Annotated in this window: 23 protein-coding genes, 1 pseudogene and 1 riboswitch; of the genes and pseudogenes, 19 read left to right on the top strand and 5 right to left on the bottom strand. The window is 38.7% G+C overall.

Going from position 1 to position 23,554, the window contains the following annotated elements:
• The first annotated feature begins 13 nt into the window (after nucleotides 1-13).
• From hpf to GEZ84_RS08020, 12 genes are all read left to right on the top strand, one after another.
• The gene (gene hpf / locus GEZ84_RS08075) at nucleotides 14-562 is read left to right on the top strand and encodes a ribosome hibernation-promoting factor, HPF/YfiA family (RefSeq protein WP_000599101.1); all 549 of its coding nucleotides are present in this window, start codon (nucleotides 14-16) and stop codon (nucleotides 560-562) included.
• A gap of 135 nt (nucleotides 563-697) precedes the next feature.
• On the top strand, nucleotides 698-2,671 hold the full coding sequence (locus GEZ84_RS08070; protein ID WP_153224159.1) for a DHH family phosphoesterase: 1,974 nt from the start codon (nucleotides 698-700) through the stop codon (nucleotides 2,669-2,671).
• Nucleotides 2,668-3,120 carry a 50S ribosomal protein L9 gene (gene rplI, locus GEZ84_RS08065; protein ID WP_000864214.1) on the top strand — a complete coding sequence of 151 codons (453 nt, stop codon included), beginning with the start codon at nucleotides 2,668-2,670 and terminating at the stop codon, nucleotides 3,118-3,120. The genes GEZ84_RS08070 and rplI overlap by 4 nt, the downstream gene beginning before the upstream one ends.
• 43 nt (nucleotides 3,121-3,163) lie before the next feature.
• On the top strand, nucleotides 3,164-4,516 hold the full coding sequence (gene dnaB, locus GEZ84_RS08060; protein WP_000852490.1) for a replicative DNA helicase: 1,353 nt from the start codon (nucleotides 3,164-3,166) through the stop codon (nucleotides 4,514-4,516).
• 1 nt (nucleotide 4,517) lies between these two features.
• Nucleotides 4,518-4,784 (top strand): Veg family protein, encoded by a 267-nt coding sequence (locus tag GEZ84_RS08055; protein ID WP_001278168.1) that lies wholly within the window; start codon nucleotides 4,518-4,520, stop codon nucleotides 4,782-4,784.
• 87 nt (nucleotides 4,785-4,871) lie between these two features.
• Nucleotides 4,872-6,089, top strand: coding sequence for an SH3 domain-containing protein (locus GEZ84_RS08050; protein ID WP_153224158.1), 1,218 nt, complete (start codon nucleotides 4,872-4,874; stop codon nucleotides 6,087-6,089).
• A gap of 82 nt (nucleotides 6,090-6,171) precedes the next feature.
• Nucleotides 6,172-6,274: riboswitch (TPP riboswitch) on the top strand.
• Between the two features lie 68 nt (nucleotides 6,275-6,342).
• Nucleotides 6,343-6,633, top strand: coding sequence for a thiamine-binding protein (locus GEZ84_RS08045; protein WP_153224157.1), 291 nt, complete (start codon nucleotides 6,343-6,345; stop codon nucleotides 6,631-6,633).
• Nucleotides 6,596-7,354 (top strand): ABC transporter permease, encoded by a 759-nt coding sequence (locus GEZ84_RS08040; protein WP_194252050.1) that lies wholly within the window; start codon nucleotides 6,596-6,598, stop codon nucleotides 7,352-7,354. Before GEZ84_RS08045 ends, GEZ84_RS08040 begins: the two co-directional genes overlap by 38 nt.
• A 37-nt stretch (nucleotides 7,355-7,391) precedes the next feature.
• Complete coding sequence (locus tag GEZ84_RS08035) at nucleotides 7,392-8,399, top strand: ABC transporter substrate-binding protein (protein ID WP_153224155.1); 1,008 nt, start codon at nucleotides 7,392-7,394, stop codon at nucleotides 8,397-8,399.
• Nucleotides 8,399-9,127, top strand: a complete 729-nt coding sequence (locus tag GEZ84_RS08030) for an ABC transporter ATP-binding protein (RefSeq protein WP_153224154.1) — start codon at nucleotides 8,399-8,401, stop codon at nucleotides 9,125-9,127. The genes GEZ84_RS08035 and GEZ84_RS08030 overlap by 1 nt, the downstream gene beginning before the upstream one ends.
• Before the next feature lie 118 nt (nucleotides 9,128-9,245).
• Nucleotides 9,246-9,704, top strand: a complete 459-nt coding sequence (locus GEZ84_RS08025; RefSeq protein ID WP_153224153.1) for a CtsR family transcriptional regulator — start codon at nucleotides 9,246-9,248, stop codon at nucleotides 9,702-9,704.
• A 1-nt stretch (nucleotide 9,705) separates the two neighbouring features.
• Nucleotides 9,706-12,138, top strand: coding sequence for an ATP-dependent Clp protease ATP-binding subunit (locus GEZ84_RS08020; RefSeq protein ID WP_153224152.1), 2,433 nt, complete (start codon nucleotides 9,706-9,708; stop codon nucleotides 12,136-12,138).
• A gap of 71 nt (nucleotides 12,139-12,209) precedes the next feature.
• Here GEZ84_RS08020 and GEZ84_RS08015 read toward each other — a convergent pair whose 3' ends face one another.
• Nucleotides 12,210-12,440 carry a hypothetical protein gene (locus GEZ84_RS08015; protein WP_153224151.1) on the bottom strand — a complete coding sequence of 77 codons (231 nt, stop codon included), beginning with the start codon at nucleotides 12,438-12,440 and terminating at the stop codon, nucleotides 12,210-12,212.
• Between the two features lie 275 nt (nucleotides 12,441-12,715).
• Here GEZ84_RS08015 and GEZ84_RS08010 point away from each other — a divergent pair, with 275 nt between their 5' ends.
• Nucleotides 12,716-13,396 carry a hypothetical protein gene (locus GEZ84_RS08010; RefSeq protein ID WP_153224150.1) on the top strand — a complete coding sequence of 227 codons (681 nt, stop codon included), beginning with the start codon at nucleotides 12,716-12,718 and terminating at the stop codon, nucleotides 13,394-13,396.
• Nucleotides 13,397-13,466: 70 nt separating this feature from the next.
• Here GEZ84_RS08010 and GEZ84_RS08005 read toward each other — a convergent pair.
• A pseudogene (locus GEZ84_RS08005) lies at nucleotides 13,467-13,748 on the bottom strand (tRNA-dihydrouridine synthase); the annotation flags it as partial.
• Between the two features lie 116 nt (nucleotides 13,749-13,864).
• Here GEZ84_RS08005 and GEZ84_RS08000 point away from each other — a divergent pair.
• The 6 genes from GEZ84_RS08000 to GEZ84_RS07975 all read left to right on the top strand — a co-directional run bounded on the left by GEZ84_RS08000 (nucleotide 13,865) and on the right by GEZ84_RS07975 (nucleotide 20,931).
• A complete protein-coding gene (locus GEZ84_RS08000) occupies nucleotides 13,865-15,631 on the top strand; it encodes an ATP-binding protein (protein ID WP_153224148.1) in 1,767 nt (588 codons plus the stop codon).
• Entirely contained in the window at nucleotides 15,609-16,214 is a 606-nt protein-coding gene (locus GEZ84_RS07995; RefSeq protein ID WP_153224147.1) for a response regulator transcription factor, read from the top strand. Before GEZ84_RS08000 ends, GEZ84_RS07995 begins: the two co-directional genes overlap by 23 nt.
• A gap of 97 nt (nucleotides 16,215-16,311) precedes the next feature.
• Nucleotides 16,312-17,205, top strand: a complete 894-nt coding sequence (locus GEZ84_RS07990; protein ID WP_153224146.1) for an AvrD family protein — start codon at nucleotides 16,312-16,314, stop codon at nucleotides 17,203-17,205.
• Nucleotides 17,205-17,981: an AAA family ATPase gene (locus GEZ84_RS07985; protein ID WP_153224145.1), complete on the top strand. Its 777-nt coding sequence runs from the start codon at nucleotides 17,205-17,207 to the stop codon at nucleotides 17,979-17,981. The genes GEZ84_RS07990 and GEZ84_RS07985 overlap by 1 nt, the downstream gene beginning before the upstream one ends.
• Nucleotides 17,982-17,989: 8 nt before the next feature.
• A complete protein-coding gene (locus tag GEZ84_RS07980) occupies nucleotides 17,990-18,667 on the top strand; it encodes an ABC transporter ATP-binding protein (RefSeq protein WP_000614114.1) in 678 nt (225 codons plus the stop codon).
• Nucleotides 18,664-20,931, top strand: a complete 2,268-nt coding sequence (locus GEZ84_RS07975) for an ABC transporter permease (protein ID WP_153224144.1) — start codon at nucleotides 18,664-18,666, stop codon at nucleotides 20,929-20,931. Before GEZ84_RS07980 ends, GEZ84_RS07975 begins: the two co-directional genes overlap by 4 nt.
• A gap of 147 nt (nucleotides 20,932-21,078) precedes the next feature.
• Here GEZ84_RS07975 and GEZ84_RS07970 read toward each other — a convergent pair whose 3' ends face one another.
• Genes GEZ84_RS07970 through hslO form a run of 3 tightly spaced genes read right to left on the bottom strand, consistent with a single transcriptional unit; the run spans nucleotide 21,079 to nucleotide 23,471 of the window.
• A complete protein-coding gene (locus tag GEZ84_RS07970) occupies nucleotides 21,079-21,630 on the bottom strand; it encodes a cysteine hydrolase family protein (RefSeq protein WP_153224143.1) in 552 nt (183 codons plus the stop codon).
• A 1-nt stretch (nucleotide 21,631) separates the two neighbouring features.
• Nucleotides 21,632-22,612 (bottom strand): tRNA dihydrouridine synthase DusB, encoded by a 981-nt coding sequence (gene dusB / locus GEZ84_RS07965; RefSeq protein ID WP_000183308.1) that lies wholly within the window; start codon nucleotides 22,610-22,612, stop codon nucleotides 21,632-21,634.
• Complete coding sequence (gene hslO, locus GEZ84_RS07960; protein WP_153224142.1) at nucleotides 22,599-23,471, bottom strand: Hsp33 family molecular chaperone HslO; 873 nt, start codon at nucleotides 23,469-23,471, stop codon at nucleotides 22,599-22,601. The genes dusB and hslO overlap by 14 nt, the downstream gene beginning before the upstream one ends.
• Nucleotides 23,472-23,554: the final 83 nt, after the last annotated feature.

The raw sequence follows: 23,554 nt of genomic DNA, 5'->3' as shown, positions 1-23,554 counted from the left end.
AGAAGGTACTCATATGATTAAATATAGTATCCGTGGTGAAAACCTAGAAGTAACAGAAGCAATTCGTGATTATGTAGTTTCTAAACTCGAAAAGATCGAAAAGTATTTTCAAGCTGAACAAGAGTTGGATGCTCGAGTTAACTTGAAGGTGTATCGTGAAAAAACTGCTAAAGTGGAAGTAACGATTCCGCTTGGCTCAATTACTCTTCGTGCAGAAGATGTGTCTCAAGATATGTATGGTTCAATTGACCTTGTAACTGATAAAATTGAACGTCAGATTCGTAAAAATAAAACAAAAATCGAGCGTAAAAATAAAAATAAGGTAGCAACTAGTCAATTATTTACAGATGCATTGGTGGAAGATTCAAATGTTGTCCAATCTAGAGTTGTTCGTTCAAAACAAATTGATTTAAAACCAATGGATTTGGAAGAAGCTATTCTACAGATGGATTTGTTGGGACATGATTTCTTTATCTATGTGGATGTTGAAGATCAGACAACCAATGTGATTTATCGTCGTGAAGATGGAGAAATTGGTCTGTTGGAAGTTAAAGAATCTTAATTTCAACATGTGTAAAGGTAGGTTTACTGAATTGTAAACCTCCTTTTTCTTATAATTGATAGAATTACTGATTACACTTTTAAAAAGTCGCTTTTTGGTGGTTATTATGGTATAATGGGTGCCAAGAGGTTTGGAATGAAAAAATTTTATGTAAGTCCTATTTTCCCCTTAATATTAGGAATAGTGGCGTTCGGAGTGCTATCTGTGCAACTTGTTTTTGTAACGAATACACTGGTAACGCTATTTCTTTTGCTACTTATTTTGGGTTCATATATTTTACTATTCATCCATCAGAGAGACTACTACTCAAAGAGTGAAGTAGAACAAATCCAGTATGTAAACCACCAAGCTGAAGATAGTTTGACAACCTTGTTAGAACAGATGCCTGTCGGAGTTATTAAACTAGACTTATCGTCAGGTGAAGTTGAATGGTTTAACCCTTATGCTGAATTGATTTTGACTAATGAAGTGGGCGAGATTGATGTGGCATTAATTCAAACAATTATCAAGGCATCGGTAGGAAATCCGGGATCCTATGCCACCTTGGGTGAGACTCGCTATTCGGTTCATATGGACAAGGTATCTGGAGTTCTTTACTTCTTTGATGTGTCTGGAGAATATGAAGCGAATGTTGAGTTAGTAACGAGTCGACCTGTGATTGGAATCGTCTCTGTTGACAACTACGATGATTTAGAAGATGAAACATCAGAGTCTGATATCAGTCATATCAATAGTTTTGTAGCCAATTTTGTTTCAGAATTTGCTGGGAAGCATGCCATGTTCTCCCGTCGAGTGAGTATGGATCGCTTTTATCTATTTACGGACTACACGGTGCTTGAGGGATTGATGAACGATAAATTTTCTGTTATTGATTCTTTCAGAGAAGAGTCGAAACAGAGACAGTTGCCCTTGACCTTAAGTATGGGATTTTCTTATGGTGATGGAAATCATGATGAAATAGGGAAAGTGGCTTTACTCAATTTGAACTTAGCTGAAGTGCGTGGTGGCGACCAGGTGGTTGTCAAGGAGAACGACGAAACGAAAAATCCAGTTTATTTTGGTGGTGGGTCTGCTGCCTCAATCAAACGTACACGGACGCGTACGCGCGCTATGATGACGGCTATTTCAGATAAGATTCGAAGTGTAGATCAGGTTTTTGTAGTTGGTCACAAAAATCTGGATATGGATGCTTTGGGCTCTGCTGTAGGTATGCAGTTATTTGCTAGTAATGTGACTGAAAATAGTTATGCTCTTTATGATGAAGAACAAATGTCGCCGGATATTGAACGGGCTGTTTCATTCTTAGAAAAAGAAGGAGTTACAAAGTTGTTGTCTGTTAAGGATGCAATGGGCTTGGTGACTAATCGTTCTTTGTTGATTCTTGTAGACCATTCAAAGACTGCCTTAACTTTATCGAAAGAATTTTATGATTTGTTTACACAGACCATCGTTATTGACCACCACAGAAGGGATCAGGATTTTCCAGACAATGCAGTTATCACTTATATCGAAAGTGGTGCAAGCAGTGCCAGTGAGTTGGTAACGGAATTGATTCAGTTCCAGAATTCTAAGAAAAATCGTCTGAGTCGTATGCAGGCCAGTGTTTTGATGGCTGGTATGATGCTGGATACTAAAAATTTCACCTCACGAGTGACTAGTCGGACATTTGATGTTGCTAGCTATCTCAGAACGAGAGGAAGCGATAGTGTTGCTATCCAAGAAATCGCTGCGACAGATTTTGAAGAATATCGTGAGGTCAATGAACTGATTTTACAAGGGCGTAAATTAGGTTCAGATGTATTGATAGCAGAGGCTCAGGACTCGAAATGCTATGATACAGTTGTTATTAGTAAGGCAGCAGATGCTATGTTAGCAATGTCAGGTATTGAAGCGAGTTTTGTTCTTGCGAAAAATACACAAGGATTTATCTCTATCTCAGCTCGCAGTCGTAGTAAACTGAATGTACAACGGATTATGGAAGAGCTGGGAGGTGGAGGTCACTTTAATTTGGCAGCAGCTCAAATTAAGGATTTAAGCTTGTCAGAAGCGGGTGAAAAACTGACAGAAATTGTATTAAATGAAATAAAGGAAAAGGAGAAAGAAGAATGAAAGTAATCTTTTTAGCAGATGTCAAAGGAAAAGGTAAAAAAGGCGAGATTAAGGAAGTACCAACAGGGTATGCGCAAAACTTTCTTATCAAAAAGAATCTAGCAAAAGAAGCGACTGCCCAAGCTGTAGGTGAACTACGTGGTAAACAAAAATCGGAAGAAAAAGCTCACGCTGAGATGATTGCAGAAGCAAAAGCAATTAAAGCCCAACTTGAAGCTGAAGAAACGGTTGTAGAATTTGTTGAAAAAGTTGGTCCAGATGGCCGTACCTTTGGTTCTATTACCAATAAGAAGATTGCAGAAGAATTGCAAAAGCAATTTGGAATTAAGATTGATAAACGTCATATTCAAGTACAAGCTCCGATTCGAGCAGTTGGCTTGATTGATGTACCAGTGAAAATCTATCAAGATATCACAAGTGTAATCAATCTTCGTGTGAAAGAAGGGTAAATTTACACTTTCTTGACAAGATTGTAAAAGGAAGGGAAGTCTGATGGCAGAAGTAGAAGAGTTACGAGTACAACCTCAAGATATCTTAGCTGAGCAATCCGTTTTAGGGGCTATCTTTATTGATGAGAGTAAGCTTGTTTTTGTACGAGAATATATTGAGTCTCGGGACTTTTTTAAGTATGCCCATCGTTTGATTTTCCAAGCCATGGTAGATTTATCCGATCGTGGCGATGCTATAGATGCAACAACGGTTCGTACCATTCTTGATAATCAAGGTGACTTACAGAATATTGGTGGCTTGTCTTACTTGGTTGAGATTGTCAATTCTGTGCCAACTTCTGCTAATGCGGAGTATTATGCTAAGATTGTTGCAGAAAAAGCAATGCTACGTCGTTTAATCGCTAAGTTGACAGAGTCTGTCAATCAAGCTTACGAGGCTTCGCAACCAGCTGATGAAATCATTGCTCAGGCAGAAAAAGGCCTGATTGATGTCAGTGAAAATGCAAATCGAAGTGGATTTAAGAATATTCGAGATGTGTTGAATGTCAATTTTGGGAATCTGGAAGCTCGCTCGCAACAAACGACCGATATTACAGGTATTGCGACGGGCTATCGTGACTTGGATCATATGACGACTGGACTTCATGAGGAGGAGTTGATTATACTAGCAGCCCGTCCGGCGGTTGGTAAGACAGCCTTTGCCTTGAATATTGCTCAGAACATTGGGACCAAGTTGGACAAAACGGTTGCTATCTTTTCGCTTGAAATGGGTGCGGAAAGTCTAGTGGACCGTATGTTAGCCGCAGAAGGCTTGGTCGAGTCCCATTCTATCCGTACGGGTCAATTGACCGATGAGGAATGGCAAAAATATACCATTGCTCAAGGGAATCTAGCGAATGCAAGTATCTATATTGATGATACGCCAGGGATTCGGATTACAGAAATTCGTTCTCGCTCACGTAAACTTGCTCAAGAAACGGGCAATCTTGGTTTGATTTTGATAGATTACTTGCAATTGATTACAGGTACAGGCCGAGAAAATCGTCAACAAGAAGTTTCAGAAATTTCACGTCAGTTGAAAATCCTAGCAAAAGAACTGAAAGTTCCAGTAATCGCTCTAAGTCAGCTTTCTCGTGGTGTAGAACAACGTCAGGATAAGCGGCCAGTCTTGTCAGATATTCGTGAATCTGGGTCTATTGAGCAGGACGCTGATATCGTAGCCTTTCTTTATCGCGACGACTACTATGAGCGTGGTGGCGAAGAAGAGGAAGGCATACCAAATAATAAGGTAGAAGTTATTATCGAGAAAAACCGCAGTGGAGCTCGTGGAACGGTGGAATTAATTTTCCAAAAAGAATACAATAAATTTTCAAGTATCTCAAAGAGGGAGGCATAAGATGTCAGATGCATTTACAGATGTAGCCAAGATGAAAAAAATCAAAGAAGAAATCAAGGCACATGAGGGACAAGTCGTAGAAATGACTTTGGAGAATGGTCGTAAGCGCCAAAAAAATAGATTGGGTAAGCTAATTGAGGTTTATCCATCCCTATTTATCGTTGAATTTGGAAATGTTGAAGGAGATAAACAAGCTAATGTTTTCGTTGAATCCTTTACTTATTCAGATATCCTTACAGAAAAGAATTTGATTCATTATCTTGACTAAAGTGAGAAATTTTCTCACTTTTTCTTTTTTCTCCGAATAATTTAAGTGAAGGCAATCTTCGATTTATATTATTTTCAAGGAGGAAGAATGAAAGTTTTACCATTAAAAGTAACAGAGACAACGTTTTCTTTTAGAAAATCAGTTAAAAAGGTTGTTCCTTTTTTAGTAGTAGGATTGATGCTAGCAGCGGGTGATAGTGTATATGCCTATTCCGGAGGAAATGGATCGATTGCACGTGGGGATGATTATCCTGCTTATTATAAAAATGGGAGCCAGGAGATTGATAAGTGGCGGATGTATTCTCGTCAGTGTACTTCTTTTGCAGCCTTTCGTTTGAGTAATGTCAATGGTTTTGAGATTCCAGCAGCTTATGGAAATGCGAATGAATGGGGTTATCGTGCTCGTCGTGAAGGCTATCGTGTAGATAATACACCGACGATTGGCTCCATTGCTTGGTCTACTGCAGGAACTTATGGTCATGTTGCTTGGGTGTCAAATGTAGTGGGAGATCAGATTGAGATTGAAGAATACAACTATGGAATAAGGGAATCTTATAATAAGCGCGTCGTGAAGGCAAATACCATGACTGGCTTTATTCATTTTAAAGATTTAGCTGGAGGCAGTGTTGGGCACAGTCAATCCTCGGCTTCAACAGGAGGAACACATTATTTTAAGACTAAGTCAGCTATCAAAAATCAGCCTCTAGCTAGCGCAACTGCGATTGATTACTATTATCCTGGGGAGAATGTTCATTATGATCAAATTCTCGAAAAAGATGGATACAAGTGGTTGAGTTATATATCTTATAGTGGAAATCGTCGTTATATTCAGTTAGAGGAGGTTGCTTCATCGCAGAATCAACCAGAAGGTAGTTCCAATAATGTTCTGACTGTCGGTTGGAAGAAAATAAATGGTAGTTGGTATTATTTCAAATCAGATGGTTCTAAGGCGACGGGATGGCTGAAAGATGCCTCTAGCTGGTATTATTTGAAATCATCTGGTGAAATGCAGACAGGATGGTTAAAGGAAAATGGCTTGTGGTATTATCTAGATAGTTCAGGGGTAATGAAAACAGGCTGGTATCAGGTCTCAGGTGAGTGGTATTATTTGAAATCATCTGGTGAAATGCAGACAGGATGGTTAAAGGAAAATGGGGTTTGGTATTATCTGGATGGTTCAGGGGCAATGAAAACAGGCTGGTATCAAGTGTCTGGTAAGTGGTATTATTCTTACTCTTCAGGTGCCTTAGCTATCAATACGACGGTGGATGGCTATAGAGTAAATAGTGATGGAGAACGAGTATAGAAAATTGGAGTAGGAAATTTTTCCTGCTCTTTTCTGTAAGCAGTTTCCTTGACATTTTTTTTATTTTGCGCTATCATATGTCCATATAATATATGGGAGTCTGTGTACAGTCTGAGAGGAAGTGTTAAACTTCGACCACACCTGATCTGGGTAATGCCAGCGTAGGGAACGATACTTAGTCTATTCTTGACCTTTTCCATATATGGTAAAGGTTTTTCTTTTTGTCAAAGGAAAACGAGAAGAGGAGGTTTTTATGAAAGCAAGCATTGCCTTGCAAGTTTTACCCCTAGCACAGGGGATTGATAGGATTGCTGTTATCGATCAAGTCATTGCTTATCTGCAAACTCAAGAAGTGACGATAGTGGTGACACCATTTGAAACAGTCTTGGAAGGGGAGTTTGATGAGCTCATGCGCATTCTCAAAGAAGCGCTGGAAGTGGCAGGACAGGAGGCAGACAATGTCTTTGCCAATGTCAAAATAAATGTAGGAGAGATTTTAAGTATTGATGAGAAACTTGAAAAGTATACTGAGACGACACATTAGTCTATTGGGCTTTCTAGGGATCTTGTCCATCTGGCAGTTAGCAGGTTTGCTTAAACTTCTCCCCAAGTTTATCCTGCCGACACCTCTTGAAATTCTCCTGTCCTTTATTCGTGACAGAGAATTTCTCTGGCACCATAGCTGGGCGACCTTGAGAGTGGCTTTGCTAGGTCTAATTTTGGGAGTCTTGATTGCCTGTCTCATGGCTGTGCTTATGGACAGTTTGACTTGGCTCAATGACCTGATTTACCCTATGATGGTGGTTGTTCAGACTATCCCGACTATTGCCATAGCCCCTATTCTGGTCTTGTGGCTAGGTTATGGGATTTTGCCCAAGATTGTCTTGATTATCTTGACGACAACCTTTCCTATTATCGTCAGCATTTTGGACGGTTTTAGGCATTGTGACAAGGATATGCTGACCTTGTTTAGTCTGATGCGGGCCAAACCTTGGCAAATCCTGTGGCATTTTAAAATTCCAGTCAGTCTGCCTTACTTTTATGCAGGTCTGAGGGTCAGTGTTTCCTACGCCTTTATCACAACAGTGGTATCTGAGTGGTTGGGAGGCTTTGAAGGACTAGGTGTTTACATGATTCAGTCCAAGAAACTGTTTCAGTATGATACCATGTTTGCTATTATTATTCTGGTATCGATTATCAGTCTTCTCGGTATGAAGCTGGTCGATATTAGTGAAAAATATGTTATTAAATGGAAACGTTCGTGAGATAAGAATGTTTCAAAAAAGAAAAGAGGAAATCAAAATGAAAAAAACATGGAAAGTGTTTTTAACTGTTTTAACAGCTCTTGTAGCTGTTGTGCTTGTAGCTTGTGGTCAAGGAACTGCTTCTAAGGACAACAAAGAAGCAGAACTCAAGAAGATCGACTTTATCCTAGACTGGACACCAAATACTAACCACACAGGGCTTTATGTTGCCAAGGAAAAAGGTTATTTCAAAGAAGCTGGAGTGGATGTTGACTTGAAATTGCCACCAGAAGAAAGTTCTTCTGACTTGGTTATTAACGGAAAGGCACCATTTGCAGTGTATTTCCAAGACTACATGGCTAAAAAATTGGAAAAAGGAGCAGGAATTACTGCCGTTGCAGCTATTGTTGAGCACAATACATCAGGAATCATCTCTCGTAAATCTGACAATGTAGCTAGTCCAAAAGACTTGGTTGGTAAGAAATACGGGACTTGGAATGACCCAACTGAGCTTGCTATGTTGAAAACCTTGGTAGAATCACAAGGTGGGGACTTTGAGAAGGTTGAAAAAGTACCAAATAACGACTCAAACTCTATCACACCGATTGCTAATGGTGTCTTTGATACTGCTTGGATCTACTATGGATGGGATGGAATTCTTGCTAAATCTCAAGGTGTAGATGCTAACTTTATGTACTTGAAAGACTACGTTAAAGAATTTGACTACTACTCACCAGTTATCATCGCCAACAACGACTACCTCAAAGACAACAAAGAAGAAGCTCGCAAAGTTATCCAAGCCATCAAAAAAGGCTACCAATATGCTATGGAGCATCCAGAGGAAGCAGCAGATATCCTCATCAAGAACGCACCTGAACTTCAGGAAAAACGTGACTTTGTCATCGAATCTCAAAAATACTTGTCAAAAGAATACGCAAGCGACAAGGAAAAATGGGGACAATTTGACGCAGCTCGCTGGAATGCCTTCTACAAATGGGATAGAGAAAATGGTATCCTTAAAGAAGACTTGACAGACAAAGGCTTCACCAACGAATTTGTGAAATAATGACAGAAATTAGACTAGAACACGTCAGTTATGCCTATGGCGAGGAGAAAATTTTAGAGAACATTAACCTGCAGGTGACTTCAGGTGAAGTGGTTTCTATCTTAGGCCCAAGTGGTGTTGGAAAAACCACTCTCTTTAATCTGATCGCTGGAATTTTAGAAGTCCAGTCAGGGAGAATTGTCCTTGATGGTGAAGAAAATCCCAAGGGGCGCGTGAGTTATATGTTGCAAAAGGACTTGCTCTTGGAGCACAAGACGGTGCTTGGTAATATCATTCTGCCCCTCTTGATTCAAAAAGTGGATAAGGCGGAAGCCATTGCCCGCGCGGATGAAATTCTTGCGACCTTCCAGTTGACAGCTGTAAGAGATAAATACCCTCATGAACTCAGTGGCGGGATGCGTCAGCGTGTAGCCTTGCTTCGAACTTACCTTTTCGGGCACAAGCTCTTTCTCTTAGATGAGGCCTTTAGCGCCTTGGATGAGATGACCAAGATGGAACTCCACGCTTGGTACCTTGAGATTCACAAGCAGTTGCAGCTAACGACCCTAATCATCACGCATAGTATCGAGGAGGCCCTCAATCTCAGCGACCGCATCTATATCTTGAAAAATCGTCCTGGACAGATTGTTTCAGAAATTAAACTAGATTGGTCTGAAGCTGAGGACAAAGAGGTGCAAAAGATTGCCTATAAACGTCAAATCTTGGCAGAATTAGGCTTAGATAAGTAGAAAAATAGGGAGTTGGTGAAGATTATCCTTTACCAGCGCCCTTTTTCTTTTAAAAATGAGAAAATTTCGGTATAATAGTCAAAGATAGTCAAGGTTTAAAGAGAGAGGTGGGTTTGTAATGAGATTTAAAAATACATCGGATCATATTGAGGCCTACATCAAGGCGATTTTAGATCAATCTGGAATTGTGGAGTTGCAACGGAGTCAGTTGGCAGATACCTTTCAGGTTGTTCCTAGTCAGATTAACTATGTAATCAAGACACGCTTTACGGAAAGTAGAGGCTACTTGGTTGAAAGTAAGCGTGGTGGCGGAGGCTACATTCGTATAGGACGGATTGAGTTTTCTAGTCATCATGAAATGCTCAGGGAGCTACTTTACTCGATTGGTGAGAGAGTTAGTCAAGAAATTTACGAAGATATTCTGCAGCTTTTGGTTGAGCAGGAATTGATGACCAAGCAGGAGATGAATTTGCTGATGGCAGTAGCTTTGGATCGCGTTCTAGGAGAAGAAGCACCAATCCTTCGAGCAGACATGCTACGACAGGTCATACAAGAGGTAGATAGAAAAGGGAAGTAAGATGAACTATTCAAAAGCATTGAATGAATGTATCGAAAGTGCCTACATGGTTGCTGGCCATTTTGGAGCTCGTTATCTAGAGTCTTGGCACTTGTTGATTGCCATGTCCAATCATAGTTATAGTGTGGCAGGGGCGACTTTAAATGATTATCCATATGAAATGGACCGTTTAGAAGAGGTGGCTTTGGAACTGACTGAAACGGACTATAGCCAGGATGAAACTTTTACGGAGTTGTCGTTCTCCCATCGTTTGCAGGTTCTCTTTGATGAAGCCGAATATGTAGCATCAGTGGTCCATGCTAAGGTGCTAGGGACAGAGCATGTCCTCTATGCGATTTTGCATGATGGCAATGCCTTGGCAACTCGTATCTTGGAGAGAGCAGGTTTTTCTTATGAAGACAAGAAAGATCAGGTTAAGATTGCTGCCCTACGTCGAAATCTAGAAGAGCGTGCAGGTTGGACTCGAGAAGATCTCAAGGCCTTACGCCAACGCCATCGTACAGTAGCTGACAAGCAAAATTCTATGGCTAATATGATGGGTATGCCACAGACTCCGAGTGGTGGTCTAGAGGACTATACGCATGATTTGACAGAGCAAGCGCGTTCTGGCAAGTTAGAACCAGTCATCGGTCGAGACAAGGAAATCTCCCGTATGATTCAAATCTTGAGCCGTAAAACCAAGAATAATCCTGTCTTGGTTGGGGATGCTGGTGTCGGGAAAACTGCTCTGGCGCTTGGTCTTGCCCAGCGTATTGCTAGTGGTGATGTACCTGCGGAAATGGCTAAGATGCGCGTGTTAGAGCTTGATTTGATGAACGTTGTTGCAGGGACACGCTTCCGTGGTGACTTTGAAGAACGCATGAACAATATCATCAAGGATATTGAAGAAGATGGCCAAGTCATCCTCTTTATCGATGAGCTCCACACCATCATGGGTTCTGGGAGCGGGATTGATTCGACTCTGGATGCAGCCAATATCTTGAAGCCAGCCTTGGCGCGTGGAACTTTGAGAACGGTTGGTGCGACCACTCAGGAAGAATATCAAAAACACATTGAAAAAGACGCAGCCCTTTCTCGTCGTTTTGCCAAAGTGACGATTGAAGAGCCAAGTGTGGCAGACAGCATGATTATTTTGCAAGGTTTGAAGGCGACTTATGAGAAACATCACCGTGTGCAAATCACAGATGAAGCGGTTGAAACAGCTGTTAAGATGGCCCATCGTTACTTGACTAGTCGTCACTTGCCAGACTCTGCTATCGACCTCTTAGATGAAGCGGCAGCAACAGTGCAAAATAGGGCAAAGCATGTAAAAGCAGACGATTCAGGTTTGAGTCCAGCTGAGAAGGCTTTGATGGATGGCAAGTGGAAACAGGCAGCCCAGCTAATAGCAAAAGAAGAGCAAGTGCCTGTCTATAAAGACTTGGTGACAGAGTCTGATATTTTGACCACCTTGAGTCGTTTGTCAGGTATCCCAGTCCAAAAACTGACTCAGACTGATGCTAAGAAATACCTGAACTTGGAAGCTGAACTACACAAACGTGTCATCGGTCAAGATCAAGCAGTTTTAAGCATTAGCCGTGCCATTCGTCGCAATCAGTCAGGGATTCGCAGTCATAAGCGTCCGATTGGTTCCTTTATGTTCTTAGGGCCTACAGGTGTCGGGAAGACCGAATTGGCTAAGGCTCTAGCAGAAGTTCTTTTTGATGACGAATCAGCTCTTATCCGCTTTGATATGAGTGAGTACATGGAGAAATTCGCAGCCAGCCGTCTCAATGGAGCGCCTCCTGGTTATGTGGGTTATGAAGAAGGTGGGGAGTTGACAGAGAAGGTTCGCAACAAACCCTATTCCGTTCTCCTCTTTGACGAGGTGGAGAAGGCCCACCCAGACATCTTTAATGTTCTCTTGCAGGTCTTGGATGACGGTGTCTTGACCGATAGCAAGGGCCGCAAGGTCGACTTTTCAAATACCATTATCATCATGACGTCAAACCTTGGTGCGACAGCCCTTCGGGATGACAAGACTGTCGGATTTGGGGCTAAGGACATTCGTTTTGACCAGGAAAATATGGAAAAACGCATGTTTGAAGAGCTGAAAAAAGCTTATAGACCTGAGTTTATCAACCGTATTGATGAAAAGGTGGTCTTCCATAGCCTTTCTAGCGACCATATGCAGGAAGTGGTGAAGATTATGGTCAAACCTTTAGTGACAAGTTTGGCTGAAAAAGGTATTGACTTGAAATTACAAGCTTCCGCACTGAAATTGTTGGCAAATCAAGGATATGACCCAGAGATGGGGGCTCGTCCACTTCGCAGAACCCTACAAACAGAAGTGGAAGACAAGTTGGCAGAACTTCTTCTCAAGGGAGAATTAGAGGCAGGCAGCACACTTAAGATTGGTGTCAAAGCAGGCCAGTTAAAATTTGATATTGCATAAAAGTGAGGTCGGGAAAAGTTCCCGACCTCTTTATGTACCATCATGAGATGGCTTTGCTGTTGTGACTGCTTTTATGGGTGGCTATCTTTCTTAGAATTTCTCAACATGTGAGTAAAAAAGTCTTTGTATCGATACTTGAGATATTTTTCGTGTAGGAATAACAAAGCCATATAGAAAATCATAAAGACTGTAGTCAGATAGAAGACATCAAATGAAGTTTTACCATAGTGAATTGCTGATTTATAAGAACCAATCGCTCCCAAAATAAACCAAGGAAGATACTTGTAATACTTATTTAGCATAAGAGTGCACCTCCAATATCCTATTTCAATGTCATTATATTCCTTTGCCTAATACAACGAAAGCGATTACATAAAAAAGTCAAATTTTTAACAGGAAAATCTCCTGTTTTTCTGTTTTATTACGAATAGAAGAGTAGGAGGAGTAAATGTATCTAAAGTATTTAATATTTTTAAAATAGTTTAGATAAATTGTTGACATATTTAAATACGAATGTTACAATTGTATTACAAAAAGATTTCTTTATATTTCTAAAACATTACAAAGGAGTAGAAAAATGAAAAAGAAAACCTATATCAAATTGATGACAGCAACTGTATTAGCTTCTACCCTACTATTAGGAGCTTGTGGAAATAAAAAGGAAACAACTCAAGCAAGCAGTTCTGCTAAGACAAGCCAATCATCAAGCTCTAAAGCAGCTTCTGCTAGCAAAGAAAGCAAGACTCAGAAGTCCTCAAGTTCAGCTTCATCTGAAAAGGCCAAGGCGTCTACTGATCAATCTTCAGCAACTACAACACCATCACCAGCAACACCTGCACCAGAGCAAAGACAAGGTCAAGAGGTGTCTAATCAACAGGCAGCTAGTCAACAAACGCCTGCTCAGGCTCCTCAAGCCCAGTCTAACCAATCAAGCTATGATCCTACAACTGACCGCAAACTTCAAGACAAGCAAGCAGAGCAAAATAAACGCTACAAGGGTGTTTTAACCATGGTAGATGGTGATTTCTCAGCTGCAGCGGGCAATTGGAAGGGAGCTAATGGTGAAACCATCACAGTTTCATCAGGTGGTCAATTTACAGTAGAATCTGCTGATGGAAAGAAAGAAAACTACTCTATCAGAGGCTATTCTTATACTCTTGATGATGGCAAGTATAATGCCAAAATCGGTGGAGGAAAAGTCATCCAAATTACAACAGGAGCGGATGGCAAGGTTTCCAGTGTTGCTTTGAATCAATAATAGCTCTCAGTATTTGAATTTTTACAATCAAAAACCCGTAACCTTTAAGAGAGTTACGGGTTTTGGTCTATTAAGCCTTATCCAATTGCAAGAGGGCTTCAATCTCTTCTAGGGTGCTAGCTTGTGAAATGGCTCCACGAAGTTTGGCAGCGCCAGATGTTCCACGGAGGTAGTGAGGAGCGAGGCCACGGAATTCACGAACTGCGACATTTTCCCCTTTGAGGTTAATCAAGCGTTTCAAGTGTTCGTAGGCAATTTTCATCTTGTCTTCAAAGGTCAAATCAGGTAGGATCTCTCCTGTTTTAAAGTAGTGGTTGATTTGGTTAAAGAGGTAGGGATTTCCCATGGAGGAAGATTATATCAGTTATATCTCGAAATAAAAAAGGATAAATTTAACTATAAAACTTGTCTTATTGAATGAAAAAATGGTAGAATAAACATCAATATCGATTGAAATATGGAGATTTAATGGAAATGAAGTCAAAAACATTTCGATTTTATTTAGTTTTGTTATTTATTTTCTTTCTTTATTTTTCATTTGCGGTGTATAATCGAACATACAGTGGAATCACCGTAGATAAACATGATAATGAATGGATAGTTAGACAAGTCCATAATCTGGGAAGCTTTGCGAATCATCAAGAGATAATAGGGTCATCTATTATACAAATAGACGGTCAGAATCCAGATAGTAATTTCTTATTATCTCGATTTTTAATTGTTGAACCGCTTCATTCTGTGACAGTATTAGATAGAGGAATTTCAAAGACTTTAATAATAGAATCTGGGAGATCAAGCCAAATTATCTTTCTTGTTTTATCAATCATTGCTTTTCTGATTCTACTGTTATTTCGCTTATACATAAAAGGTAGAAGTAGAGGGAAAACTGGGAAACGATATTTTTATTTTATTATTTATACTAGTCTGATGTTATTATCGATTATTCCATCAAGTATAGGAGATGTATTTGGTCGTAGTCTATTAATTTCATATTTGACTTCATTTCCATTATTCATGGATATCTTCATTAGAGTGTTAGTCTTAAAGATAAAAGGTTCAACCATTTCTAACTTTTCTCGTATTATACTGGGCTATTCACTCATAACTCAACTTTTGTATGTTTATAATCTTATACAGCCCATTGATTTTTTAACCATCTTTTTTTCTAGGGGAGTATTTTATTTAGTATTTTTCTTTTTAGTTATCCTACTGTTAAAGATGCTTATAAATTACTATCAGAGAAGAGAAATGTTGCCAATTCACACCTTATTTTTAGCAGTTCTTGCCTTATTTCCTCTATTTTTTGGATATATTTTTCCGATTGGTAAGGAAGTTTCGTTTATTTATAGTATTCCTCTGTTGTTGCTTATTTTGTTCTCTATTGTGAATAACTTGATATTAGAACGAATGATATATGTTGCTTGGAAGTGGAATCCATTCATATATAACTTGATATTTGCCGTGTTTTTTACTAGTCTAATTATTCTTTTTAGTCTGTTATTAAGAGAATTTTCTCCAATTTTTTTCGTTCTTTACACTTTTCTTTTTTCGCTAGCTTTGTTACCTGAAATAAGGAAAATGATGTTGATTAGCCATAAGATGGAGGGAATCTTTAGTAGTTTTCATACTTTTGTAGCTACTGAATTGGAGAGGGAAGAAATTGCAACGTTTATACATGATACTACAATTCAGAAGGTTATTTATTATAAAAAGCAGTTAGAAATTAGTGAACAAATTAATAGGATAGCTTTATTAGAGATGTTGGATGATATTGTCTTTGAATTAAGAGATTTATGTTCCAATATCTATCCTTTAATGGTGCATGAATTAGGGTTGAAAGAATCTATTACTAGCATATTAAATCAATTCATGAAGATGGAAACTGTTTCGATTATGACAACTTTTTCAATAGATGAAGAAAAAGTTAATGATAAAGTGGGCACGTTTGTATTAAGGACAGTTAAAGAACTAGTGAATAATAGTATTCTTCATGGGAATGCTAGAGAAATTACTGTAGATTTATCTACAAAAGAAAAGATTTTATCAATTGAAGTTATAGATGATGGTATTTTTAAGGGAAACTATCAGTCTAATGAACATCATTTTGGTTTAAATAGAATTGTAGAGAAGGTTCATTTATTGGGGGGAACTGTTCAGATAAATATAGAACCTACAAGTGTGAAGATACGGATACCTATAGAGGGGAAGAAAAATGATTCGTTTGGTTTTGATTGATGATCACAGTTTAGTATTACAAGGATTGGAGAACTATTTTTTAAAGGAAGATAATTTTGAAATTGTTGGTTCCTATACAGAAGTAGCAGATTTACTTCTCTGTCTTATGAATGAAAAGGTAGATGTGCTAGTTATGGATTTTATGCTGAAAGGAGTAACGGCATTTGATGTTATTAGTCAGATAAATAGATTTCTGAATACAGTTCCCAAGATAGTTCTTTTATCAGGATTTTATGACACTTTGTTACATAAGAGAGCGATGGATTTTGGGATTCAAGCTTTTTTACCCAAAGAAAGTTCTTATTTGGATGTTAAGAGTGCAATTTATGCTGTTTATAAGGGAAATCACGTTATCCCAGATGGTTTGTTAGAAAAGCAAGAAAATAATCTATTGACAGATACGGAGTTAAGTGTATTGGAACTTATTGTAAAAGAATATTCTAATGAAAAGATAGCAAATAGTTTATTTGTAAGCAGGAGAACAGTAGATACCCATGTTTCAAATATCTGTTCAAAGTTGGGAGTGACGAGTAGAGTTGGAGCTGTACGTGAGGCTATTCGATTAAATCTCGTATCTTTATAATTTATCCTAAAAAGGCAAGAAGGTTTTCGCAAATTACGGATTCTTTCTTGTCTTTTTTTGTTTAAGATAGAGTCAGTTTAATAGATTGGAGAAGGATATGCTAACAGTAGATTATTTACTTGGAGATAATAGAAATCGCTATTTTGGTAGAGGACATAAGAGGACGACTTATGAAGTTAAGTTGAAAAATATTTTAGAAGGGGTTGGGTCTCTTCATCAAGAAGGTTTGTGGTCTAGTAAACAATCTGAAATCATACAGCAGCACCTGAGTACATTAGATGGAATAGCATTAGCTCATTTATTTGGAAGTGAAATACTGAAAAGAATGGGAGCGAGCTTAAATCAGTATAGGTTAAGCCATTTTGAGATAAAATCAGGAATAAAAGCTATAGAAGAATTGGTAAATTTAAAATTAGAATTACAAAATTTCAAAATGACGAACCAAGTGATTGAATTTGATTGCTTGGTAATGGATATGAAAGTTTGTTTAGGCTATCAATTATTAGAATGTATGGAAAATGTAGTTGCTATAGGAGAACAAGGTAGAGATTTTTTATCAACGCATTTAAGAGATAGACAACATGATATATACGATGTTGAGTTTTCAGATAGTAGTATATCTTGTAAAGCAGAGCAAGTATTAATCAAAGATATTGAATATAGTGGTGTAGGTAGTCTAGAACAGAATTATTATAGTTTGTTAGAGCTTCTGATTATTTTTTCTCAAATGGCAGAGATGTTAGCCTACCATATCGAAGAGATATCTCGAGAGGAGAGCAATACCATGTGGATGAAGCAAGTAAGTGCAGACTTGGATTCACCAATTTTGAACGGAGTAGTAGAACTTAGTGGTAGTGTTTCAAAAAATAGATTGTTAAAAATTAGAGAAGAACATTGGAAAATCTACGAAATGTCTGGGTATGATGTAGATCATAAGGTAGTCTTTAAAAGTAAAATAGCTCAAAAATTACCTGATGGAGGGGGGCAGTGATGGGAAATAGAGAATTGAGGCTAGTCATATCAGGTACTTATTCTACGGGTAAGACAACAACTGCTACAGCTCTTTCGATTGCAACGGGACTTCCCTTAATTGACGCTTTATCTGCGAGGGAAATTTTGACAGATTTATATCCTGGAAGAAGATTTCAGGATATGTCATCAACTGAGTTAATGGCACTGGGGTTAAAGCGTTTTGAAGAGAGAATTCGTACAGAAGGAATTTTATACAAGGAGCATGGAAGTTTTCTATCAGATGGGTCAGTATTGAATGAATGGATTTACGGGACTGTTCGAATGAGGGTAGGAATTAATCCAGGCTCAGCATTCGTTCATCGATTGATGAAATCTATTTTAGGTATTCCTGGTCGAACATTTTTCAAAAAATATTTGACTGCTTATGGGCTCGTCTCTAAGAATCATGCGAAATTGTGGTATACAGATGTTGTCCATCTACCAGTAGAGTTTGCAATGGATCCAGATGGGCATAGACCAGTATCTGAAGAGTATCGAAATTTATCAGATGAGGAATTATATGAAGCTTATAGGAATTTGGGCCTGACTCCTTATTGTGTAAAAGGTAGTCAGAAAGAACGGTTAAATCAGATCATTCAACATTATAAGTTGCCAATAGTTGTTCCAGTAGATGAGGCTATTTCCTTAGCTGAAAAGGTTATACGAGAAAACAGGGAAGCAGTATCTAAACGTATCATAGAGCAGTATGAAGAGCCTACATTAAAGGAAAAAATAAAATTTATGACAAGATATTAGGAGTATGTATGATTCAGTTTCAAAATATTAGCAAGATTTATAAGGTGGGGGAGCAAGAAGTTCGTGCTCTAGATCAAGTTAGTTTTTCCATTGAGAAAGGGAAATTTACAGTTATTTTAGGTCCATCAGGTTCAGGGAAAAGTACGTTACTAAATTTACTTGGTGGGATGGATCGTGCGACATCAGGAACCTTTATATTTGATGAGGAACTCGTAACAAAGTTTACGGATAAGGAGTTATCTGCTTATCGAAAAGATAAGATTGGTTTTGTTTTTCAATTTTATAATTTAGTTCCAAGTTTAACAGCCAAGGAGAATATAGGTATTGCAGCCAATTTAGTGAAAAACAATAAAGAAATTGATATGTATTTAGATCAAGTTGGTTTACTTCATAGAAAAAATAATTTTCCTAATCAACTTTCTGGAGGTGAAATGCAACGTGTATCAATTGCAAGGGCATTGGCTAAAGAGCCTAGTCTATTATTGTGTGATGAACCTACAGGAGCGTTAGATTCAAAGACAGGTGATAGTATTTTAACTTTATTGAAGGAAGTTTCTAGAAATGGGAATGCTGCAGTTGTAATGGTTACACATAATAGAGAGTTTGCTAAATTTGCAGATCGAGTTATATATTTGAAAGATGGAAGTATTGAAAAAATAGAGAATAATGAAGAGGTGCTGGGATGAGGTATCTTCATATAAAATTATTAAGAGATCTTCGGCAAAATTGGCAACAATTTTTCTCTGTTTTTCTGATGTCTCTATTAAGTGTATTAATCTTTGTAGGGCTACAAGGAGCTTGGCATGGACTTGAAAAGAGTCTAGAGAGTTATTTGAAACAATCTGAACTTCCTGTTGTTTGGGTTCAAGCGAGACAAATTGATGAATCAAAAATTAAGCAGGTTGAACTCTTATCTTCTGTTGAAAAAGTTGTCAGTAAAAAGAAAGGCTTTGCTAATATTGTTCGTTTAGACAAGACTGACGGACGAATCAATCTTGAAACGATTACAGATAATCAACTGGTTACAGTAACAGAAGGAAGTCCTTTTTCTGAGGGAAAACAAGATTCGATTTGGATTGATGGGAATTATGCGAAGAAGAATCATTTACAGATTGGAGATTCAATTTCTATTTCATCAAGGGGGAAACAGATAGATTTAGAAATTGTAGGATTTGTTCAGGCGACAGATAAGATTTATTTTACAGGTAGCATGGAATATATAGCTCCAAATCCTGACAATGATGCCTACGGTTATATTGCCGATAATGAAATTGCAAAAGGAATTTTGAGTTTATCGTCAGATAATGCTTTAGAAATTTATGGTTCTAAGGTAGATTTGCGAGGAGATTTAGAGTCTATTTTAGGGAGCGAGTTAGTTTCTTATCAAGATCAAAAAAGTTTAACTGAAATATCAGAAGCTACTGATCGAGTGGGGCAAATTAGAAACTTATCTTACCTATTTTCTTTTATCTTTATTTTGTTAGCTATTTTGGCTATGTTTACAACTATTCAGCGTTTGATTGATGGCCAAACAAAAGAGATTGCTGTATTAAAGGCTTTAGGCTTTTCAAATCAGGCTATCAGTTTACATTATATTTTATTTGGCTTAGTAGTAAGTTTATTAGGAAGTTTCGCAGGCTTTGCTATTTCTCCCTTGATGTCATGGTTTGTACTAGAAACTCAAAAGTCAATGTTTACACTTCCAAATTGGCAGATCTCTTATTCATCTTCATCAATAGTCATTGGTATTGTAGTCATTATAATTTGTATTTTAGCTGCCTATTTAGCTTCTAGAGAGTCAGCTAGAGGCTTACCAGCAATATTTTTAAGAGGTAAAGAAAAACTTGCTAAACCTGTCTTTGTGGAAAGATTTTCCTCTATCTGGCAACGAATTTCTTATCCTTCAAGATGGGCAATTCGGGATGCCTCGTTTAATCGTATTCGAGTTTTGATGGGAATCGTGGGAGTTGCAGGAAGTATGATGTTACTGATTGCTGGAATTGGTATGCCTGTATCTATGAATCATCTTGTTGATAAGGCATATAATGAAGATTTTTCTTACTCAAAACGACTGACCGTGGCGGATTATCCTACTTCTAAGTCTAAATATGGTGGGCAAGGTGTACAAATTTCACAAGCACATTTTAGTCCAGATGATGGATACAACCGTTTATTGATTATATTTGATGATGGAGATATGATCCAAGCAAAAACAGAGAGTGCTGAATCTTTGAAAGATGATGGTTTGTATGTAACTAGATCATTTGCCCGTTTGGCAGGTATTAAAGTCGGAGATTTTTTAACTGTAACTCCTTATCAAGATGGTTATACTTACAAGTTTGAAGTAAAAGGGATTGTCACAAGTGAAACCAATCAAGGGGCTTATCTTCATGCTAGAGTCTTTGAAAAAGCAGGGGGAGATTTTACTCCCCATACTTTATTAGTTGGGTCAGAGGTGGACCAAGATACTATTAAGCAAGACAAAGGTGTTCTATCTGTCATTGAAAAAGGGAGCCAAGAAAAAAATGCCTATGATTTTGTAGCTAGTTTAATGAGTGTATTTCTAATGATTATTGGCTTTGCTTTATTACTTGTTATTATTGTTCTCTATAATCTAGGTTCTTTAAACTTTGTAGAGAGAATGAGAGACTATGCTACATTGCAAGTATTAGGATTTTCTAATCAATATCTACAGATGGTAACTCTTTTTGAGACTATACTAACTACCTTTATTGGGTGGCTAGTAGGAATTCCTTTAGGCATATGGTTTTTGAAAGAATATGTAGCAACATTTTCGACGATTCGAATTGAGTATACCGCTTATGTCAGTATATATGTCCTTGCTTTTGCTACGTTATTGGTTTGGTTTACATCTTTAGGGACTGCTTATTTTATTAGTCTTCGTATGAGAAAGATTGACATGATTAGTGCTTTAAAGGGGGTAGACTAGTAGAGTTAGTTCTGACTGAATCTATAGACATTTATGAATAATTGTTAATCACCAGTTCTAAGGTCCAAATTTACCTATTTGTGTCTTGGTTCACTGCATTACAGTATAAAAGAATCCGTCAGCTCAAATAAGAGTTGACGGATTCTTTTATACTTGTACTTGGGTTAAAAATTCTTCTGTAGTAAGAATTTGAGCAAACTCATCTTGTAGAGAAAGGAGATTAATCTCATGGATAGTCTCAGGAGAGATGGTCTGACCGTTTTTGTTCGATAGGGTAAAACTGGCAGTAGCATCTGCTAGTAAAGTGACTTCAAAACCAAGATTTGCTGCCATTCGTGTCGTAGTAGATACACAATGAGGCAGGGTCAAACCAACAACGACTAAATGACAAATCTGATTTTTTCGTAAATAGGTTTCAAGATTTGTTCCAATAAAGGCGCTATTAACCGTTTTTTGAAAGACAGGTTCGGAAGCAACTGGTTCAAATCCACTTTTAAACTCCTGATTTTGTTTGTTATGAAATTGCGACTGGGGATTGTCAGATATGTGTTGAACATGTAAGACTGGAAGAGCGTGTTTACGAAAGTATGCCAGTATCCTCAATGCTTGGTGTTCAGCTTGAGGGTTGTTTCGTTCTCCCCAGATAGGGTTATCAAATGCTTTTTGCATATCGATAATCAGTAGAGCCGTATGAACCATTTTAAGCCTTATCCAATTGCAAGAGGGCTTCAATCTCTGCTAGGGTGCTAGCTTGGGAAATGGCTCCACGGAGTTTGGCTGCGCCAGATGTTCCACGGAGGTAGTGAGGAGCGAGGCCTCGGAATTCACGAACTGCTACGTTTTCTCCTTTGAGGTTAATCAAGCGTTTCAAATGTTCGTAGGCGATTTTCATCTTGTCCTCAAAGGTCAAATCAGGTAGGATTTCTCCTGTTTCAAAATAATGGTTGATTTGGTTGAAGAGGTAGGGATTTCCCATAGCTGCGCGGCCAATCATGACTGCGTCAGCCCCGACTTCTTCGATGCGTTGTTTGGCTTCTTGAACCGTACGGATGTCACCGTTGGCGATGAATGGAATCTTGGTTAGAGCTTGGGCAACCTTGTGAAGGGTCTCAAGGTCTGCGTGGCCTGTGTACATTTGTTCACGGGTACGGCCATGCATGGCAAGGGCAGAAACACCTGCAGCTTCAGCAGCGAGGGCATTTTCTACGGCAAGAGATGGGTCAGCCCAGCCTGTACGCATTTTGACAGTAAGAGGGATATCAAGGACAGATTGGACTTTGTTGATGATAGAGTAGATCTTGTCTGGATCCTTGAGCCACATAGCGCCAGCTTCGTTCTTCACGATTTTATTAACTGGGCAGCCCATGTTGATATCTACGATATCGGTTTTGGTGTTTTCTTGGATAAATTCTGCTGCGCGTGCTAGGCTGTCTTCATCGCTACCAAAAAGTTGGATAGAAACAGGGTTTTCGCCTTCATCGATATGAAGCATGTGCAGGGTTTTTTCGTTATTGTATTGAATTCCCTTGTCAGAGACCATTTCCATGACAACGAGTCCAGCTCCAAGCTCTTTTGCGATAGTACGAAAGGCTGAGTTGGTCACGCCAGCCATGGGCGCTAAAACAGTACGATTGGGAATCTCAACATTGCCAATCATAAAGGGTGTATTAAGATTTGTCACGAATGAGTTCCTCCAGGTCGTTTTCATCAAAGTTGTAGGTTGTTTGGCAGAATTGACAAGTGATTTCTGCCCCGTGGTCTTCCTCTTTCATTTCCTGTAAGTCTGAACTTGGAAGGCTGGCAAGAGCGTTCATAAAGCGTTCATGGCTACAGTCACATTGGAAACGGATTTCTTCTTCAGAAAGACGCTTATAAGCCTCGTCACCGTAGATAGCTTTAAGGAGGGCTTCGATATGGTCGTCGCTTTCCAGAAGGGTTGAGATAGCTGGCATTTCTTGGATGCGTTTTTCAAAGCGAGTAATTTCTTCTTCCTTGGCTCCTGGCAAGACTTGGACTAGGAAGCCACCTGCAACCTTGACCTTGTCTTCCTCGTCCAAAAGGACATTGAGACCCACTGCTGAAGGGGTTTGTTGGCTTTCAGTCAGATAAAAGGCAAGATCTTCACCGATTTCCCCAGAGATGAGGGGAGTCATAGAGTTGTAAGGATTTCCAGTACCGTAGTCTGTGATAACGAGAAATTGACCATTTCCAACAAAAGGTCCAACTAGAACTTCACCAGTTGCAGTCTTTTTGATGTCAACACCAGGATTTTGAACATAGCCTTTGACGTTACCCTTGGTATCAGCGACCGTGATAATGGCCCCTAGAGAGCTAGATCCCAGTACCTTAACTGTTAGTTTGGTATTTCCTTTTTCATTGGCTGCGAGAATCTGGCTGGCGATAAGAGTTCGACCAAGTGCTACAGTTGAGCTGGCTTGGGTTTGATGTTTTTCTTGAGCAGTGCGGACGGTTTCTGTGCTATCAAGAACAAAAGCACGAAAGGCTCCGCTTTCTGATATACTTTTAATAATTTTATCCATAGCTACTATTTTAGCATAAAAATGCCCAAAGGGGGAGCCGTGTGTTTGTCGATTTTCAGGATAATAGACTAGGAAATTAGCAT

The sequence above is a fragment of the Streptococcus mitis genome, assembly GCF_009496155.1.
Classification (GTDB): Bacteria; Bacillota; Bacilli; order Lactobacillales; family Streptococcaceae; genus Streptococcus; species Streptococcus mitis_BQ.
This window is presented reverse-complemented; position numbering and strand designations above follow the sequence as displayed.